At 56.2% G+C, this 16,790-nt stretch carries 14 protein-coding genes; 8 read left to right on the forward strand and 6 right to left on the reverse strand.

The features are described 5' to 3' along the window. Window positions 1-531: 531 nt before the first annotated feature. The 3 genes from ilvB (at window position 532) to ilvC (ending at window position 3,887) form a co-directional block, all read left to right on the forward strand. Window positions 532-2,274 carry a biosynthetic-type acetolactate synthase large subunit gene (gene ilvB / locus KXG62_RS14110; protein WP_218092626.1) on the forward strand — a complete coding sequence of 581 codons (1,743 nt, stop codon included), beginning with the start codon at window positions 532-534 and terminating at the stop codon, window positions 2,272-2,274. Continuing rightward, window positions 2,271-2,759 carry an acetolactate synthase small subunit gene (gene ilvN / locus KXG62_RS14115; protein ID WP_218092627.1) on the forward strand — a complete coding sequence of 163 codons (489 nt, stop codon included), beginning with the start codon at window positions 2,271-2,273 and terminating at the stop codon, window positions 2,757-2,759. The genes ilvB and ilvN overlap by 4 nt, the downstream gene beginning before the upstream one ends. Window positions 2,760-2,894: 135 nt before the next feature. After that, complete coding sequence (gene ilvC, locus KXG62_RS14120) at window positions 2,895-3,887, forward strand: ketol-acid reductoisomerase (RefSeq protein WP_218092628.1); 993 nt, start codon at window positions 2,895-2,897, stop codon at window positions 3,885-3,887. Between the two features lie 233 nt (window positions 3,888-4,120). Here ilvC and KXG62_RS14125 read toward each other — a convergent pair whose 3' ends face one another. Both KXG62_RS14125 and KXG62_RS14130 read right to left on the reverse strand, forming a co-directional pair. Then, entirely contained in the window at window positions 4,121-5,329 is a 1,209-nt protein-coding gene (locus tag KXG62_RS14125) for an aminotransferase-like domain-containing protein (protein WP_218092629.1), read from the reverse strand. A gap of 214 nt (window positions 5,330-5,543) precedes the next feature. Beyond that, window positions 5,544-6,560, reverse strand: a complete 1,017-nt coding sequence (locus KXG62_RS14130; protein WP_218092630.1) for a sialidase family protein — start codon at window positions 6,558-6,560, stop codon at window positions 5,544-5,546. A gap of 602 nt (window positions 6,561-7,162) precedes the next feature. Between KXG62_RS14130 and leuB the strand changes: the two genes are divergently transcribed. The 4 genes from leuB to KXG62_RS14150 all read left to right on the forward strand — a co-directional run bounded on the left by leuB (window position 7,163) and on the right by KXG62_RS14150 (window position 10,580). Continuing rightward, window positions 7,163-8,242: a 3-isopropylmalate dehydrogenase gene (gene leuB / locus KXG62_RS14135; RefSeq protein ID WP_218092631.1), complete on the forward strand. Its 1,080-nt coding sequence runs from the start codon at window positions 7,163-7,165 to the stop codon at window positions 8,240-8,242. A 429-nt stretch (window positions 8,243-8,671) separates the two neighbouring features. Continuing rightward, window positions 8,672-9,055: a glycine cleavage system protein GcvH gene (gcvH, locus tag KXG62_RS14140; RefSeq protein ID WP_218092632.1), complete on the forward strand. Its 384-nt coding sequence runs from the start codon at window positions 8,672-8,674 to the stop codon at window positions 9,053-9,055. 117 nt (window positions 9,056-9,172) lie between these two features. Then, a complete protein-coding gene (locus tag KXG62_RS14145) occupies window positions 9,173-9,754 on the forward strand; it encodes an RNA polymerase sigma factor (RefSeq protein WP_218092633.1) in 582 nt (193 codons plus the stop codon). Beyond that, window positions 9,747-10,580 carry a DUF4367 domain-containing protein gene (locus KXG62_RS14150; RefSeq protein WP_218092634.1) on the forward strand — a complete coding sequence of 278 codons (834 nt, stop codon included), beginning with the start codon at window positions 9,747-9,749 and terminating at the stop codon, window positions 10,578-10,580. The genes KXG62_RS14145 and KXG62_RS14150 overlap by 8 nt, the downstream gene beginning before the upstream one ends. Window positions 10,581-10,683: 103 nt before the next feature. Here the strand turns inward: KXG62_RS14150 and KXG62_RS14155 are convergent, their stop codons facing one another. Beyond that, a complete protein-coding gene (locus KXG62_RS14155; protein ID WP_218092635.1) occupies window positions 10,684-11,157 on the reverse strand; it encodes a hypothetical protein in 474 nt (157 codons plus the stop codon). 245 nt (window positions 11,158-11,402) lie between these two features. Here KXG62_RS14155 and KXG62_RS14160 point away from each other — a divergent pair, with 245 nt between their 5' ends. Beyond that, window positions 11,403-11,666: a hypothetical protein gene (locus KXG62_RS14160; protein ID WP_218092636.1), complete on the forward strand. Its 264-nt coding sequence runs from the start codon at window positions 11,403-11,405 to the stop codon at window positions 11,664-11,666. Window positions 11,667-11,766: 100 nt separating this feature from the next. Here the strand turns inward: KXG62_RS14160 and KXG62_RS14165 are convergent, their stop codons facing one another. The 3 genes from KXG62_RS14165 to KXG62_RS14175 form a co-directional block, all read right to left on the reverse strand. After that, window positions 11,767-13,743: a glycoside hydrolase family 15 protein gene (locus KXG62_RS14165; protein WP_218092637.1), complete on the reverse strand. Its 1,977-nt coding sequence runs from the start codon at window positions 13,741-13,743 to the stop codon at window positions 11,767-11,769. Between the two features lie 281 nt (window positions 13,744-14,024). After that, complete coding sequence (locus tag KXG62_RS14170; protein ID WP_218092638.1) at window positions 14,025-14,237, reverse strand: KTSC domain-containing protein; 213 nt, start codon at window positions 14,235-14,237, stop codon at window positions 14,025-14,027. A gap of 106 nt (window positions 14,238-14,343) precedes the next feature. Next, complete coding sequence (locus tag KXG62_RS14175; RefSeq protein ID WP_218092639.1) at window positions 14,344-16,743, reverse strand: sugar phosphate nucleotidyltransferase; 2,400 nt, start codon at window positions 16,741-16,743, stop codon at window positions 14,344-14,346. Window positions 16,744-16,790: the final 47 nt, after the last annotated feature.

The following is a 16,790-nucleotide window of genomic DNA, read 5'->3' on the forward strand; positions in this document are numbered from 1 at the left end:
CAGGAACGATCCGGTCGGAACGGACGGACCGGATTAACGCTTGACTAACGCTCCGATTCGGCATATAATAGCTAAAAAGTACAACAGATGTTAACGGCTGTGATGAGGACGAAGTTATAGGGGCTCTTATGAACCAGAGAGCAGCGGAGATGCTGAAACCAATGCCTTAATCCCTTATGAACGAGCTCACCTCGGAGCTGTTTTCCTGAAAAGTATGGTTGCACAAGCATCGGTTTTATCGCTTGAACGCACCATAGCTAGTAGGGAGAATCGGAATGGCACACGTTAATGTGCCGAAGGTAATCGTCACGTTATTGTGGAATTACGGACATCGTCGCTAGCCGATGCAGCCGTCTCCATAATGCTAGCGGCGTACGTTACCTGCTAAGGTTATTTGCCGCGAGGCATTTAACAAATCTGGGTGGTACCACGGAAGCATAACCCCTTTCGTCCCGTCAGACGCATTCCATGCGTCGGGGATGAAAGGGGTTTTTTGGTATATTCCCGAGCTTTGAGAGGAGGCCCATCGAAATGATCGTTCAAACTCAACAAAAATCAAAAGAACAGCTTCGCCAGGAGCTGCTGAAGCCGGACGTCATTACCGGTTCGGAAGCACTGCTGAGAAGCTTGCTGCTGGAGGATGTGGATTGCGTCTTCGGTTATCCGGGCGGAGCGGTTTTATATATTTACGATGCGATGCATGGCAATCCGGATTTCAACCATTTGCTGACCCGGCATGAGCAAGGCGCCATTCACGCGGCGGACGGCTATGCGCGCTCAACCGGCAAAGTCGGCGTCTGTATTGCCACTTCCGGGCCGGGAGCGACGAATCTGGTCACCGGCATCGCGACGGCTTACATGGATTCGGTACCGCTCGTCGTCATTACCGGCAACGTAGCGAGCACGCTGATCGGAACGGATGCGTTCCAGGAGGCGGACATTACGGGTATTACAATGCCGATCACGAAACACAGCTACCTGGTGCGCGACGTGAAGGACCTTCCACGGATGATCAAAGAAGCGTTCCATATCGCATCGACCGGCCGCAAAGGACCCGTATTGATCGATATTCCGAAGGACGTGTCCAACACGAAAGAAGCGTTCGTTTACCCGGATAAAGTGGACATTCGCGGATACAACCCGACGGTGCAGCCGAACAAGCTGCAGGTCGACCGACTGCTCGAGGCAATTGCCGAAGCGGAGAAGCCGGTCATTCTCGCCGGCGGCGGCGTCGTATACGCCGACGCGTCGAAAGAGCTGATCGAGTTCGTTGAGAAGACGCGCATACCGGTCACGACGACGCTGCTCGGACTCGGGGGATTCCCGAGCGCGCATGAGCTGTGGATGGGCATGCCGGGCATGCACGGCACGTACACGGCGAACCACGCGCTGCAAAACTGCGATTTGCTGATCAGCATCGGCGCCCGCTTTGACGACCGCGTCACCGGCCGCGTCAGCAGCTTTGCCCGCAGCGCGAAGAAGATCGTTCACATCGACGTCGATCCTGCCGAAATCGGCAAGATCGTTCCGACGGCCATCCCGGTTGTCGGCGACGTGAAAGCGGTGCTGCAGATCGCGAACCAGAAGGCGAAACCGGCGAAGTCGGAGGCTTGGATTCAGTGGGTGCAGGAGAGCTGCCGCAATAACCCGCTCGGCTACAAGGATTCGGAGACAGAGCTGAAGCCGCAGTACGTGATCGAGATGATTCACGAGACGACGAATGGCGATGCGATCGTAACGACGGACGTAGGCCAGCATCAAATGTGGGCGGCGCAGTATTACAAGTTCAACAAGCCGCGTTCGTGGATCACTTCCGGCGGACTTGGAACGATGGGCTTCGGCTTCCCGTCGGCCATCGGGGCGCAGGTAGCCAACCCGGACCGTCTGGTCGTTTCCATCAATGGCGACGGCGGCATGCAAATGTGCTCGCAGGAGCTGGCCATTTGCGCAATCAATAACATTCCGGTCAAAATCGTCGTAATCAACAACCAAGTGCTCGGCATGGTGCGCCAGTGGCAGGAGCTCATTTACGACAACCGTTACAGCCATATCGACCTGGCGGGCAGCCCCGACTTCGTCAAGCTGGCGGACGCTTACGGCGTGAAAGGACTGCGGGCTACCAATAAGGAAGAAGCGCGCAGCGCATGGCAGGAAGCGTTGGATACGCCGGGCCCGGTACTCGTCGAGTTCGTTGTCCGCAAGCACGAGAACGTGTTCCCGATGGTGCAGCAAGGCGCGGCCTTAGATGAAATGTTAATGGGGGATTCGGAATGAACCGCAAACACACCATTTCCGTTCTAGTCAATAACCAGCCCGGTGTGCTGCAGCGCGTGTCCGGCCTGTTCGGACGCCGGGGCTTCAACATTGAAAGCATCACCGTCGGCGAATCGGAGGAGAAAGGATTGTCCCGGATGGTCATCGTGACAACCGGAGACGATAATACGCTTGAGCAAATTTCCAAGCAGCTCTACAAATTGATCGACGTGATCAAAGTCGTCGATTTGAGCGCCAATCCGATGGTCGCCCGCGAGCTTGCGCTGATCAAGGTGAGCGCCGAACCGAGCGCGCGCCCGGAAATTCTCGGCATCGTCGAGACGTTCCGCGCCGCTGTCGTCGACATCGGACCGAACTCGCTGATCGTGCAGGTCGTCGGCGATTCGGACAAAATCGACGCCATGACGGAGCTTCTCAAACCATACGGCATCAAAGAACTGTCCCGCACGGGCGTCACCGCCATGATTCGCGGCGCAGTGAAATAAACGTTTATAGATGGATGGAATCGTAGTAAAATGAACCTGTGAGCGGGAGTTCAAGCGGATTCGAACAGGACGTAAGCGCAGTCCGTTTGAACACCCGCTCACAGGGTTTTAAATCAAAGGAGGAGCTATTATACCATGGCAGTAACAATGTACTATGAAAAAGACGCTGATTTGAACGTATTGAAGGGCAAAACGATCGCAATTATCGGGTATGGCAGCCAAGGTCACGCGCAAGCGCAAAACCTTCGCGACAGCGGCTTGAAAGTGGTTATCGGTCTTCGTCAAGGCCGTTCCTTCGAGCAAGCGAAAAACGACGGTTTCGAAGTGTTCTCCGTTGCGGAAGCGACGAAGCTTGCTGACGTGGTTCAAATCCTGATGCCGGATGAAACGCAAGCCCGCGTATATAATGAAGAAATCGAACCGAACCTGAAGCAAGGCGCAACAATCATGTTCTCCCACGGCTTCAACGTTCACTTCGGCCAAATTACGCCTTCTGCGGACAAAGACGTATTGCTCGTCGCTCCGAAATCGCCGGGCCACATGGTTCGCCGCGTATACGTTGAAGGCTTCGGCGTACCTGGACTGATCGCCGTAGCGCAAGACGCTACGGGCAAAGCCAAAGAAATCGGCCTTGCTTATGCGAAAGGGATTGGCTGCACGCGCGCAGGGGTTATCGAAACTTCGTTCCGCGAAGAAACAGAAACCGACTTGTTCGGTGAGCAAGCTGTACTGTGCGGCGGCGCTTCCGCTCTCGTCAAAGCCGGCTTCGAAACGCTCGTGGAAGCGGGCTATGCACCGGAAATGGCTTACTTCGAGTGCTTGCATGAGCTGAAACTGATCGTCGACCTGATGTATGAAGGCGGTCTGGCGAGCATGAGACATTCCATCTCCAACACGGCGGAGTATGGCGACTATGTCACAGGCCCTCGCATCATCACCGACGAAACGAAGAAAGAAATGAAAAAAGTGCTTGAAGATATCCAACAAGGTAAATTCGCTCGCGACTTCATCTTGGAAAACCAATCGGGCCGCGCCTTCCTGACGGCTACTCGCCGCCTCGAAGCCGAGCATCCGCTGGAGCAAGTCGGTTCCCAACTTCGCGAACTGATGCACTGGATCAAGAAGTAATACACAGCAACTGTAGAGTTGATGCGCATAAGGTCGGTTTGAAGACGCGCGCAGGCGGACGGGTTTCCCGTTCGTCTTGTGCGCCTCGCTTCGGACCGTACCTTTTTGTGCTTTATGCAGCACGCGGACGAGATAACGTGACGTTGATTTAATATAAAGCGAAAGCTCCCTGAGGCTCGTGATCGAGCCGTCAGGGAGCTTTTTTGTTCTTTGACCTAATGCGTTGCGGGCCCTTATTTGGCCAAGGCTTGTTCCATGCGTTCCAATGCGCGGCCCAAACGGTCAAACGCAAGAACCATGTCATCCGCACTCGTATGCGTAAAGTTAAGGCGCATCGTATTTTTTTGCGGCTCGTCCGCATAGAAGCTGATGCCGGGAACGAAAGCGACCTCTTCTTCGACGGCAAGCTTGAGCAGCTCCTGCGTATCGATATGCTGCGGCATTTCAACCCAGACGAACATGCCGCCTTTCGGCTCGATCCACTTGACGCCTTCCCAGTTTTTCGCTTGCAGCAGCGAAATCATCTGCCGCATCCGCGCCTCGTATTCGCGGCGAATCAGGTCAATATGCGCGTTTAGATCGAAATGCGCCATCAGCTGGTACAGCGCCTGCTGGTCCATCGAGCTGGAATGCAGATCGGCCGCCTGCTTCGCGCGTGTCATATGCATAATAACTTCCTTGTCGCCGACGATCCATCCGGTGCGAAGCGCCGGCGCTACGATCTTGGAGAACGTGCTCGTATACAATACGGCGCTGCCGTCCGCGCCTTCGTCAAGCGAGAACAGCGATGGGAACGTCTCCCCGTTCTCTCCGCCGAAGCGAAGTTCGCCATACGGGTCGTCTTCGAGAATCAGCACATTGTTGCGCTTGCAGATAGACAGCGTGCCTTGGCGGCGTTCCAGACTCCATGCTTTGCCTGAGGGGTTGGAGAACGTAGGAATGACATATACGAGCTTGGGCGCGTACTGTCTGATCTTACGTTCCAGATCTTCCAGATTCATGCCGTCGGCGTCACACTCGACCGACACGATGCGCGCCTTGCGCGATTGGAACACTTGAATGGCGGCCAAGTAGGTAGGCCGTTCCACGAGAATGACATCGCCCGGATCGATATAGACGCGGGTGAGCAGATCGATGGCCTGCTGCGAGCCGGTCGTCAGCAGCATCTGGTCCACACCGGCCTGAATGCCTTTGCGCGCCAAATGCTGCGAGATGCGCTCACGCAAAGGCGTATAGCCTTCGGTCAAGCCGTACTGCAGCACTTGCGGACCTTGCTCGAACACGCGTGCGAACGCTTCTTTTACCGCTTCCGTCGGAAAATATTGCTCGTTGGGCAAGCCGCCGGCGAGCGAGATGATCGAGCGTCCTTGCGTCAGCTTGAGGATTTCGCGCACGGCGGACGATTTGAAGCTCTCGATAGTATCGGAAAAACGGTAATTCATAGCGGCAGAACTCCTTTTGAGTCTCATTGGACATATTTCGTGTTAAAACTATTTTAATCTTTTCATTGGGGCAACACAAATCATAGGCTAACGGAAGAAGCCGCGCACCCGATCTCAAGGCTTGCCGATCAAGCGAATGATGACGGAAATCGTGTTGACGCTCGCCCCTAAACCTTTAAAATACAGCCGATAAGGCGACGCGAAGGCAATGGAGTTACGCGATGACGGTAATTTTGCGAAATGCAATGCGCTCGCGCTTCCAGGTATATGTAACGTACAAGTCGCTGCCATCCGAAACCATGGCGGGGTAGGCGTAGCCGCCGGGCTCATGTTCCAGCACGAACTCGTTGTCCCACGTCAAGCCGTTGTCCGAAGACAGGCGGATCACGAGCGGCGTTCTTTGCCCCGCAGTCGAGCTTACCGGGTTATAGACTAGCGCCAACAGTCCGCTATCCATCTTGACGAGGTCAATCCCGCTGTTATTGTTGGGCAGCTCGGTCGGATACGCTTCGCACCAGGTTTCCCCGTAATCGTTCGAATCGCTGCGATAAATCCGTCCAGCCGTGCTGCGCATCAGCATATGAACGCGACCGCCGTCCGATTCCCATAGTGTAGGCTGAATCACGCCGGTCGCTTTCACTGGCTTGTCATGCTTTTGGGCGACCGCTTCATGATCCAGAGGGACATGGCTTCGTTTCCAGGTGAATCCGTTGTCATAAGAGATATCGGCAAATACATTCCACAGCTCCGTGAAGCCATTCCATGGTACCGCCGCTTCCAAAGAGGCCGGGGCCAACATCGCTCCGCTGCTTAACACGATCGGTTTGTTTTTGACCGGTCCTCGGCCTCCGACATCGCCCGCCACCAACTCCGCAGAAGGTGTCCATGTACGCCCGTTATCTACTGATCTGATGATTCTCGTATGCCAGTCCGTTATCTCATGGCCTACCTTGTAGAAGAGCAGCAGGGTGCCTGCCCGACCCCGGAAGAGGACCGGGTTCCAATGGGCGATGCCTTCTTCATCGGCCAGCTTGACCGGGGGCGCCCATACGCCGCCAGAGGATCTTCGCGATGACCAAATCGCGCAATCGCTGTCTTTTTCCTTCGTCCCGGCAAAATAGGCAGCGAGAACTTCGCCGTTCGGCAGAACGACGAGCGTAGAGGCGTGGCAGCTTGGAAACGGGCGGTCGTCTTCAAACAGATACTCTTTCGGGCAGTCGTTGTATCTCATTGCCATGGACTCCTCTTTTCCGTATATAAAATGGTAGAAATGGGGGCTTGCCGTTTGCAAAGCGCATGACAGCATGAGCGTATAAGCAGACAGTCCATTCCGTTGATGGTAGCTCTCTGAGCCGCACGGATCCGCGCTGACAATACAGCAAGGGGCTTGCACAGGCATACTCTTTTTAAAATATATGCGTCATTCATGATCGCATTAATACTATTCATACGGAATGTTCGCACTCGGCACACATAACGGTTTTAACTCGGAATTAGCGACGATCATCGTCGTTCTCCTTCGATCCGTCCGATCGCAGGAAAGTTGAAATCTTGGACCGGATGTTCTCCATGAATGTAATCGTTAGGCGTTCTTTGACGGCTTCAATACGAGCTGTACCGTAAGAATTCAACCGGAAATTATTGTAATATAGCCAGATGAAGTCAGTATGCAGCATCTACCAATCTTCGTTGTAGGAGTACGAGTGAGACCGTTCATGCTGGACTTGGGACGAGTTATAGGAAATAACTATCGCGATGATAGATTTTATATCTTTGTCATTACAAACCAAATATGCTACAAATGAGATAATGAAAATCAGAGGAGTGAACTGCGTGGCTGACGTGAAAAAAATTGCCGTCATCGCCGGGGACGGCATTGGTCCCGAGGTTGTGGCGGAAGCGATTAAAGCAATGAAGAAGACCGAGGAAGTATTCGGTTACGGTTTCGAATTCGAGCACGGCTTGTTCGGCGGCATCGCCATCGATGAGAAAGGAACGCCGCTTCCGGAAGATACGCTGGCAATGTGCAAACGCTCCGACGCGGTACTGCTCGGGGCCGTCGGCGGTCCGAAGTGGGATAACAATTCGAAGGAGCTGCGTCCGGAAACGGGCTTGCTCGGCATCCGCAAAGCGCTCGGCTTGTTCTCCAACATTCGTCCGGCCAATGTATTCGACTGTTTGAAGGAAGCGTCCACGCTGAAGCCGGAAGTGCTGGAAGGCACTGACCTGATCGTTGTGCGCGAGCTGACAGGCGGCATCTACTTCGGCGAGAAATTCCGCCGCGAAGGCGAGAACGGTCAAGAAGCGGTAGACACTTGTGTATATAACGTAAACGAAATCGAGCGCATCGTGCGTCAAGCGTTCGAAATCGCCAGAACCCGCAGCAAGCGCCTGGCATCCGTCGACAAAGCGAACGTGCTGGAAACGTCCCGCTTGTGGAGAGAGACAGTAATCCGCATCGCAACGGATTATCCGGATGTCGAACTCGAGCACGTGCTCGTAGACAACTGCGCAATGCAGCTGCTCCGCCGTCCGGCCAGCTTCGACGTCATCGTGACGGAGAATATGTTCGGCGACATCTTGAGCGATGAAGCGGCGATGCTGACCGGCTCCATCGGAATGCTGTCTTCCGCATCGCTGGGCGAAGGCGCGTTCGGCTTGTACGAGCCGGTACACGGTTCGGCGCCGGATATTGCGGGACAAGGCATTGCCAACCCGATCGCGACGATCTTGTCCGTAGCGCTCATGTTCCGCCTGACGTTCGGCTACCATGATGCAGCGGAAGCGATCGAGCGCGCCGTGAAGGAAGTATTGGATGCAGGACACCGTACGGGCGATATCGCCGTAGACAAGAGCAAAGCGATCGGCACGACCGCAATGGGCGACCTGATCGTGAACGCGATTCGTAAATAGGCTTGAAGGCAGACCGTAAGGGGAAAACTCTTAAGATGGCTCTAGTGGCTCATCTTAAGAGTTTTTTCGCTAGAGAAAGATGCAATGTTGACTTGACACGGGACGTTTGATACGATCGATCTCGTAATCGACCCGCAGGATGATGAGGGGAATCTTTCCGGCCGACAGCAGCTGTTCGGATGAAGAAGGCTGAAGGGATTATCCGGCCGTAAGCGCCCGATTGACGGGATGAACGACTGAAGAAGGCCAGGGGCGTATCCATAGGGAAATGTTCGGAATGGCCCGGGAGACAGTAAGAATGGGCATCATCCGCCGCAAGGCGTCTTCGCCATTCGATTAAAGCATAATAAATAACCTGTCGATCCCTCGGGCTTGCGCTGCGCAGGCATGAGGGTTTTATCACGTTGGGGAAAGGGGCCAACCGTCATTATGGAAGTGATTCAAGGCTTGAAGTACAGTGAAAATCATCATTGGGTACGCGTGGAGGGCAAGCGCGCCGTTATCGGTATGACCGATTTTGCCCAGGAAGAATTCGGCATGGTCATGTTCGCCGAATTGCCCGAGATTGGCGATTCGCTGCTGGCTGGCGAACCGTTCGGCAGCATGGAATCGGTCAAGACGGTGACGGAACTGTATGCGCCGGTATCCGGAACCGTTGTCGATATCAATGCCAAGCTGCAGAAGGAACCGAACTTGATCAACATGTCGCCGTACGGGCAAGGATGGCTATTGGTCATCGAAATGAGCGATCCGGCCGAGCTGGAATCGCTGTGGGATGCGGATCGATACAAGGAAACATACATACACGAATAGCGGCAGCGCGTAATGATTCACAAGATTGGTAGACAGCGTCCGGGCCTCGGTTCTATAATAGGATACAGAATGGAATCAAGTCCCAAATAAGGAAATCGTATCCCGGAGGACTGTATCTTGTCGGAGTCATTATTTTTTTTGTTCCGCAGCAATTTCTATGCGCTTGATGAACAGACGCAGCGGAACCTGTTTCTCTCGTTCCGGGAGCTCGTATATCGCGACGTATTGTTTTTGCTGAACGATCCCGGTCTTGCGGAGGACTCGATCCAGAATGCGTTCATGAAAATTATCGAGCATGGGCCGAAGACGCGTGCGGATTCGAATATGTCCGCCTGGTTAAGAAGAGTGGCGCGCAATGCGGCGCTCGATTTGCTTCGCAAAAATAAAAAGTACCGTCAGATGTTTGACCTGGAGCGCGTTAATACAAATGAAGAGCTTTCGTGTGCGTCCGCCGTCGATACGGCGATCGACGAGAGGGTAGAGCGGGCCATTCGCGACGAAGCGCTGCATCAAGCGATCGGAGAGCTGAGTCCCGACCATCGTACGGTCATACTGCTTCATTACATTATGGAGAAGCCATACCAGGAGATCGTACGGGAGCTCGGCATTACCGAGCAGGTGCTGACGCAGCGGCTGGCCAGGGCAAGGAAGCGGCTGGCGCAACTTTTCAGACTTAAATGGAGTGACGGCCATGAGTGACGGACGGGAAATGAATAGGATGGCGCCGGAGCAAGATGCTGCGATGAAGGAAACGGTGAGGTCCCTATATGAAAGCTTGCAGGTGCCGGAAGGGGAACCGGCCTGGCGCAAGCTGCAGGCACGGCTGCAGGCGGCGCAGCGTCGGCGCAGAAGATGGAAGTCGGTCAAGATCGGCTCGGCCATCGCGGCGTGCTCCATGCTGATCGGTTTGTCGTTCGGCGGCTTAAGTCCGACCTCTGCGTTCATGAACTGGTTCGCGATGGTGCGGCAAAACGACGACGGTATGGTCAACGTCTTCTTCGGCTCGACGAAGAAGATCGATACGACCGGGGCGAAGACGCCGCCCCCGCCGGAATATGCCAAGGCCGGCAGCGGCTCCGTGCCGACGCCGATCGGCGGACCGTCTGCAAACGGAGGCGTCGTCCATCCGGAGAAAGTAACGGTGGAGGAAGCGAAGAAGAAGCTGGATTACGCGCTGCAGGTTCCTGCGGCGCTGCCGGAAGGCTACGGGCTGGACCGCGTGGAGATTTATAAAGACGCCGACGGCGTGTACCGCTTGTCCGATTTGACGTATCTTCACGCATCAGGGCATATGCTCGATATTTCGCAAAAAAAGCTGAGCACGGACAGCTCCGGCGCCAATACGACCGTGAATCAAGCGGCCGGTACGATTAAAGAGGTGGACGTCAACGGCTATAACGCCATCCTCGTGCTGTATACGGTCGGGGGCTCCCGGCTGGAATGGCTCGTTCAGGACGTGAAGATCGAAATTTACGGCAAGCTCGGCGAGGAAGATATGATGAAGCTGGCCCGGTCGATGAAATAACGGAAAGCCTGCGGTTATCCCGCAGCAAAGCAAAAGAACCTCCAACATCCGCGGAAAAGATCCGAGCGGATGTGGAGGTTCTTTTGGCGTGCAAGCCGTGCGCCTAGTTCACCAGGACGCTGGACGATGTCCGGTACCCGGATTCCGTCACGCCGCCTTCTATGGCCCAATGCTTCGTCACCAGGCGGTAGTAGTAGCCGCTTTCCACTTGCCGCGTGTCCGAAGCATAGACCCGCTTGCTGTCCGCATTCGTATAATCGCTTCCGGTGTTCACATCGACCCACCCTGACCCGGTATAGCGCTGAAGCGTCATCTGTACGCCCAACGTATCGACGTATTGGGTAGCGTGAGATTCGCCGGAGATGGCGACCTTGCCGCTGCCTTGCGCCGATATGTAGCCGTAACCGTTCTCCAAATAATTGAAATAAGGGTCGAAAGTAGATTCGACATGTGCTTCTTCCGGAGGGGCTGCGGTTTTTGCTCCGGTGTCCTTGTTCTCGGAAGCCATAGCATGCACCGGTGCAGAGAGAAGCAGCAGGAGTGAGAAGAAGAAGAGCCATTTCCATTTTTGTTTCATACGCGTCCGCCATCCTTTATTTGGAGTATTGGGCTTTCACTCCTATAAACGAGCCGTCCGAAGGAAATCTGACGAGGGACTGGAAAAAAATACATGAAAAAATTCCTGAAAAATGATGTGCCCCATAAATATCTCCCGTCAGGAAATGGTCTGCCGCATCGTTAATGGAATAGAAGAGGTGAAGCGAGGAAGGCGGGAGCGGTGAAGGAGGCTTGAACCGCGCTGCCGGGAGCGGGGGCAGGGAGATGGAACTGAAGGACAAGGGAACCGTACTCAAATCCTACGAGACGTTATGTTACCGGATCGCTTACGTGCTGCTGCAGACGGAGGCGACGGCCGTGGACGCTGCGATGTCAGCGCTTAGGGAGCTGCTGCGCGACGACGAATTTTTCGGCTGCGGCGAGGCTGTGCAGCGGGAGCGGATTCAAGCGGCGACCATCCGGCATTGCCTCGGGATAAAGCGAAGCTTGGCCGAGGCGGCGGGCAGCCGCGCGCTATTGAAGATGTAGCCGCACAAGCGAGCGGCAAGTACAAACACCCTCTGCGCCGCCGGCATGTGCTAGCCGGACAGCGTAGAGGGTGTTTCATGCTAATGGCGGCCGGGACGGTTCAGCCTTGCCCGCCGGCGGTCCGCAGCTTGTTGTATTTCTCCGTGTACTTCACGACGGCAAGCACATACGTGGCGTGGGACCATGTGAGCGGCGCCACCGAGACGGGGCCGCCATCGAACGGATCGAGCTGTTCGGGGAGAATGCCGCTCTCCATCGCATGGGAGACGACCCATTCCAGCGTCTTCCGCGGCGAGTCGAGGTCGGCGAGCGTCTTCGCCGCTTCGATCTCCCACTCGGCAAGCCAGAGCGTGCAGATGATCCAAGGGTTGCCGGGGACATTGCCGATATCGGACGAGCGCTGGAAATAATAGTCGTGATGGTACCGGGCGACGCCGCCGATCTCGGTCTTGATGGACAGCCCGGCGCGATTCGCGTTCATCGTACGGACAACGCGAGGATCGTCGGCCGGCAGTACGCCGAATTCGAAGATGCCGTAAACGCTGCTCTCCAGCGTCTTGTCTTTCACCCATACGCCGTCGTCCAGATACAGCCCGCGGACGAAGCGGCCCTCGGTTTCATCCCACAAATGCTTCAGAATGCCGCTCTTGATTTTTTCCGCCGTATGGCGGTAGCGGCTTGAGCGCTCTTCATCGCCGAACAAGGCGCAGAAGTTGGCGGCTGCGATAAGTCCGCCGTAGACGGCCGAAGCGGTGAAGGTGAAGATGCCGTACCGCTCTTCCCACAAGTCGTAGCTCGGCTTCGGCAGGCTGAGCTCGTGTTCGATGTAGCTTGACATGAACCGGGCTGAGCGCCGGATCAGGTTGCTGTAGAGCGACTGCGGCAATTCGATATCGCCGTGCCGCACATAATCTTGCCACAGGGCGAACAGAACGAGCGCTGTTTCGTCTTCCTGAATCGGCAGCTGCATGCTGCCGCCATTGACGAACGGGTGCCAGCTCGAGCCGACCGTGCCGTCCGGGTTGTATTTGTGCTGCAGATAGCCTTCGGGGGACAGCGCGCGGGCGCAAAATTCGAAGAAAGGCGTAATCATGCCTTGATACCCGGCCATCGACATCGCATAGGCGATCAGCGCACCGTCGCGCGGCCACATGTAGCTGTAATGGTCGCGGTTCGACTGCATGATGTCGGAATCGTTGGCGGCGATGATCGCGCCGTTCACATCGGTCTGCGTCCGCACGATCAGCAGGCTGTGCTTGAAGAGGCGGATACAGGCCTCGCTCAGATTGCCGTAGTCGCGGTTGGCTTTGTTCACCCAGCGCTGCCAGTAAATTTTCGCCCGGTCGAGCAGCTTGCCCGGATCGCTCTCTTTGACATAGGCGTCGAGCTTTTTGACTTCCTCGAGGTTTTTGCCGGCGCTCATCCAGTAATAGAGCGTGTCCTCGGAAACCGGCGGCACATGCAGCCGGAACGAGATGGTGCTGTCGACGGAGCCCTGGGCGATCGGGTTGCCCGACAAGTGGCCGTCCTCCGCATCGCGCCAAGTTCCCTCGGCATTGTAAAACCGTTTGACGCCGGTCGTAAACTGGTAGATGCCTTCACTGCCGGCGGAGCCGTTGAACATGAAATACTTGTCTTTTTTATAATGAAATACCGTATGGTTTTGCGGATAATAAGCGGCCGTATCGCCGACTTCGGTTTCGTTGATCACCAGATCCTGGTTGAAGAACAAGCGCACCTCGCGAACCGTGTCCCAGTGGTTGTATACGCGAACCCGCTTCAAATAAATATTTTCGCGCTGGTGCACCCCGTCATTGATCGTAAGCGTGATGCCCAGATGGTAATGGGAAGCATGCACTTCGGTCACGAGCGAGTCCTCGGTATAAGATAGCTGCCTGTTCCATTCCGGGTCGGAGAGCCAAGTGAAGGAGCCGTCCACCCACAATCCGATTCTGCATTGATAGCCGCCGACATGATTCAGTTGTCCGACATAAGGATAGTATAAGTCCCGCATGCATGTGTGCTGATCCAGGTTGATCAAGAACTTTCCGTTTCCGATAACGAGTGGTCTGGGCAATCCTCTCACGTCCTTCCAACCGAATGCTTGCTCTGTACGGCCCGCAGCCCGCGCTTTACGTCTGCGGAACCTTGTTTACTAGATTATAGTGAACGTTGGGGCAGGTCAATCCATTATTTCACATTTCTATTAATCTGGTATTCCCACATTCGTAGATTGTATACGGCCAAAAAAATAATCTCCGCCCGGAAGCTGCATCGGGACGTCGCTTCCATCACGCGGCGCGGGATGCACTTGGAAGTGGAGATTGTGGCGGTACTGCGCGAATCTGTATCGATGCGTCAAGCTTGCGTCGGAACGTGCGCTTCGCTGGCGGTCAGCTTCATAATCATATCGTACCGGTTCGGCGATTGCAGCAGCAGCCGGTACTGCTCTGGATTGATGCCGTTGCAGGTGCAGGTTTGGCCCGTATGGTATTGAATATGCATTTGCGAGGCTTGATCGTCATACCGGATAAAAGCAATCTGCTTCGATCCGATCGATAACAGATTCATAAGGTATCCTCTCCTTCCAAGTGTGGGGCGGGAGAACCGTTCGCAGTACGCAGTATTTCGATACGGCGGCGGAACTCCCGTTTGTCATCGACAATTCAATGTATGCTTATTGCAAAAAGTTTAGAATTTGTTCGCGGTATTGATGCACGAGCGTCGCGAGACGTTCCGGCCGGTCGCCCTGGGCGATCAGGTTGAAGATCGGATCGTCGGAGTCGGGCAATAGCAGCACGGACGCGCCGTCATGGCAAAATTTGATCCCGTCGAGCAGCTCGACCTGCCGGTCTTGCGCCTGCTGCATCAGTTTGCGCATGACGAGTCCTTTGCGGTCCCAGGGGCAGTCGATCCGTTCGCGCTGCAAGTAAAAGGAAGGGATGAGCGCCAGCAGGCGCGAAACGGACAAGCCGCTTCGGTTCATATTTTGCAAAATAAGGCCGGTCGCCAGCATCCCGTCAAACAGCGGATGAAAGGCCAGGTCGCACGAAGCTTCCATAATGCTCCGCATGCTTTCTTTGGTGCGGATCAGCGTGCAGCCGAGACCTTCGGCCAAGCTGTCGAGCAGCTGCGGCGCGCTGCCGGGTGCGCCGATACGCGCGCCCGGGAAGCTGTGAAAGAACGAAATATATTGCAGCACGGTCAGCCGGTCGTCTGCGATGCATTCGCCTTCGGGGGTATACAGAACCAGGCCCCGGCCGTCGTCGTCGAGCCACAGCCCCAGGTCGGCCCCCAGCGCCCGGGTCGTCGCGCCAACCTGGTCGCGCTGGAGCTCCGCGGGCAAATGCACGAGCTCGCAGTGCAGCTGGTGCAGCAGCGGACGAAGCAATCCGAAGACGCCCGGATGCGCGCTGACGACTACGCGGAAGCGGCGTTCCTCCGAAGGGGCGAATGCCGCGACGGCAAGCACGGCTTGAAGATACGCTTCGGTCAGCTTGTCTTCGGCGCGGAAGCTGCCGACCGCGCCTGCGGGAGCGCGGCCGTAGTCTTCTTGCCAGTAGCTGTTCTCGACTTTGCGCTCCGCTGCCTTGCTGATCGGCAACCCTTGCCCGTCGTAGCATTCGAACCGGCATTCGGCGCGGGCGTCCCCGAGCTGCACATGGAGCCCTCCTGCCGCTTGCTGCTTGCGCACGGCGAAGCGGGCGACCGGCGGCAGCACGTCGCCGATATCGACAACGTGCACGCCGACCGATTGCAGCGCGGCGGCGGCGGTGCGCTTCAGCATGCGCGCGAACTCATGATGCGACGAGCTGACGGTCATCGTCTTGCCCGCGGCGAGCGTGGCGCCATAAGCCGTCGCGAAGCGGGCGGCGAACTCAGGCGTGATTTCCACATTCGGCATGCCGGCTACGCCAAAGCTTTTGTAGAGCGTCTTGCCGGCGTGATCGCCCCAGATGAAGGAGGCGTTCAGCCGGGCATGCTCGCGGATGTGCTTCTTCGGCCATATTTTGACGCCGGGCTGCACGACGGTTCTCGGCCCGAGTACGCAGTGGCTGCCGACGACAGTGCCGTCGGCGAGCTGCGAGCTTTCCTTGCACAGGATGCGGCTGGCCAGCGTCGAGCCGAGCAGCTCGTTTTTTTCGGCGATGTGGTTATGGTCCCATAAGATCGCCCGGCCAAGCACGCTGTCTTGGGCCAGCACGTTATGCTTGCCGACGATGCAGTATTCGCCGATCTCCACGCCGTCGCCGATCCGGCAGCCGTCGCCGATATAGGCGGGGCCGACCCATTTGACGCCGGCCCCGGCCGTCACGTCGCTGCCTACATATATACCGGGCTGCACCTGCCGGCCGGGGATAGTTACTTTTACCCGCCCGTCCAGCATGTCAAACTGCGTCTGCCGGTACTGCTGCAGATTGCCGATGTCCGACCAGTAGCCGGAGGCGACGTAGCCGAACAGCGGCTGCCGCTCGCTCAGCAGGCCGGGGAACAGGTGCGTGCTGAAGTCGTATTCATCCCCCGGTTCCATACGCTGCAGGATGTCCGGCTCCAAAATGTAGATGCCGGTATTGACCGTATCGCTGAACACTTCCCCCCAGCTCGGCTTCTCGAGAAAACGAACGATCCGGCCGGCCGGGTCGGTCATGACGACGCCGTACTCCAACGGGTGTTCGGCCTGCGTGAGCACGAGCGTCGCGAGCGATTCGTTATCGCGGTGGAAGCGGACCGCGTCCGCCAGGTCAAAGTCGGTCAACGCATCGCCGCTGACGACAATGAACGTTTCGTCGAGAAACGACTCCGCATTTTTGACGCTGCCGGCCGTGCCGAGCGGAGCGGTCTCTTCGAAATAGTGAAGACGGACGCCGAACGCGCTGCCGTCTCCAAAATAATCGCGGATCACATCCGGCAAGTACTGCACGGTCACGGCAATGTCGGTAATGCCGTGCTTTTTTAACAAATCGATCATGTATTCCATACAAGGGCGGCCTGTCAGCGGCACCATCGGCTTCGGTACATGACAGGTTAAGGGGCGAAGTCTCGTTCCTTTGCCACCGGCCATGATAACGGCTTTCATGCGCAACACTCCTCTTGTAGTTAGAAAATGAACCGGGCGGCAGACGG

It is taken from the genome of Paenibacillus solanacearum (assembly GCF_910593845.1).
Taxonomy (GTDB): Bacteria; Bacillota; Bacilli; order Paenibacillales; family NBRC-103111; genus Paenibacillus_G; species Paenibacillus_G solanacearum.